The 2142-nt window shown below is 37.7% G+C and carries 3 protein-coding genes; all 3 read left to right on the forward strand.

Going from position 1 to position 2142, the window contains the following annotated elements:
- The first annotated feature begins 253 nt into the window (after positions 1 to 253).
- Complete coding sequence (gene tsaB / locus ACFIO3_RS12050) at positions 254 to 940, forward strand: tRNA (adenosine(37)-N6)-threonylcarbamoyltransferase complex dimerization subunit type 1 TsaB (RefSeq protein ID WP_375608039.1); 687 nt, start codon at positions 254 to 256, stop codon at positions 938 to 940.
- On the forward strand, positions 940 to 1431 hold the full coding sequence (rimI, locus tag ACFIO3_RS12055) for a ribosomal protein S18-alanine N-acetyltransferase (RefSeq protein ID WP_375608038.1): 492 nt from the start codon (positions 940 to 942) through the stop codon (positions 1429 to 1431). Before tsaB ends, rimI begins: the two co-directional genes overlap by 1 nt.
- A gap of 31 nt (positions 1432 to 1462) precedes the next feature.
- Positions 1463 to 2142, forward strand: a 680-nt coding sequence (locus ACFIO3_RS12060) for a radical SAM protein (protein WP_375704521.1), incomplete at its 3' end; no start/stop codon positions are given.

A 2142-nucleotide genomic window follows, 5' to 3' on the forward strand; every position in this document is an offset into this window, starting at 1 on the left:
TATGAGTTTGAAATGAAAAAATCTTACAATATCCAAGGATATTATTGAACATGGCAATAATAAACTATTATTATAAATCAATTCATTGATAACAAAAACCTATAAGGATCACATCAATATCTCGTTTATTCTATAAAAGATATTGTTACTTATTGGCACTAGCAACTTTCTTACAAATGAAATATACGACAATAAAAAGATTAAAAATATAACAGGCCTTTTGTTTACCGTTTTATTCAACTAAAATATTTTTATGCTTATCCTTGCTATAGATACTGCTTCAATTTATTGTGCTGTTGCACTTGTTCGCCATAAATCTGTTATTGCGCGTATTAATGAGCGCATGAACAAAGGGCATGCTGAAAAACTTATTGGGCAAATTACACAAATAATGGCACAAGCCAATATGACGCTTGATCAAGTTGAGCGTATTGCTGTCAATGTTGGACCTGGATCGTTTACTGGTGCACGTGTCGGTGTTGCAACAGCGCGCGCTTTGGCATTAGCACTTGAAATACCAGCTGTTGGAGTGAGTGCTCTTGAAGCGTTAGCTGCGCAAATAACAACCAATACAAAGAGTACATCAGCAATTACTGTTGTCATTGAAGCAGGGAGAGATATGTTTTACCATCAAAATTTTCATCAGGATCTTATCCCTTTGGGAGCGCCGGGATTAAAAACAGTTGAAAATATCATCGAAGATTTGCCTCCAAAAACCCAACTAACTGGCCCAGCTGCTGATGTCATTGTGCAGCATATGAAAAACCATAAAATAAACGAAAAAATTGTCCTAGAAAAAATCCCCTGCGAAGCGGCTGATATTGTAAACTATGCTTATCTTGCTGCAAACAAACAACCACAAAATTCACCTCGCCCACTCTATCTACGCAGTGCTGATGCAAAACAACAAACTGATTTTGCTTTACCACGAAAAAAATAATGTCCAAATTTTCATTAACAAAAAAAGATTTTGAGATTGCTCCGCTACAAGTTCATGATAGTGCGGCTCTTCATCAAATTCATCAATATTGTTTTACCCTTGCTTGGAAAAAACAAGCTTTTGATAATTTCTTAACAGATCATTCTATCTTCGGGTACAAAGTTTTTCTCATTGATCGCCCTGATCAAATTTTAGGCTTTTGTCTCTGCCGTCTCATCCTTGATGAAGCAGAAATCATCACAATTGCTGTCCACCCTCATTATCGTCAACAAGGAATTGGTACCCTGCTTGTCGATCGTACCGTTTGCCATCTTCACAACAAGCGCGCTATAAAATTATTCTTGGAAGTAGAAACAACAAATCTTTCTGCTTTGAACCTTTATCAACGCTTCGAATTTCAAAAAATTTCTAAACGTCTTGCTTACTACCCATCAAAAAATGGTCGCGGTGATGCAATTATCATGCAAAAAACTTTTAAGCAAATAGATTGAGATTTGTGTAAAAAACATTTAGACATGCACTATGAATAAAGTAAATTCTAAAAATACGCCTCCTGTTACTCCTAAAAAGGTTTTTATCAAAACTTATGGATGTCAAATGAATGTTTATGATAGCCAACGTATGACTGATAGTCTCAGTTCACAAGGCTATGTGACAACACACACTCCCGATGATGCCGATCTTATTCTTGTTAACACCTGTCATATTCGTGAAAAAGCAGCAGAAAAACTTTATTCTGATCTTGGTCGTTTGCGCATTATGCGTCAAGAACGCACACCTGATAAACCCTTGACAGTTGGTGTAACGGGTTGTGTTGCACAAGCTGAGGGAAGTGAAATCTTGCGCCGTGCGCCAACAGTGGATCTTGTTATTGGTCCACAAATGTATCATCGCCTGCCAGAATTGTTAGAAAAAGCCAAACAAGGAAAAAAGATTATCGAAACAGACTATGCTGTTGAAGATAAATTTGCTCATTTGCCGCCTCATAATAAACATGCAGTAAGAAAACGGGGTGTTAGCGCATTTTTAACAGTACAAGAAGGGTGCGACAAATTTTGCACTTTTTGTGTTGTTCCCTATACGCGGGGTGCTGAAATATCACGGTCCGTCGAGCAAATTACCGAGGAAGCCCGCCAGCTTATTGAAGCAGGTGTTAAAGAGATTACGCTGCTTGGACAAAATGTCAATGGTTGGCATGGACA

Source organism: Bartonella sp. AD328YNZD, assembly GCF_042196425.1.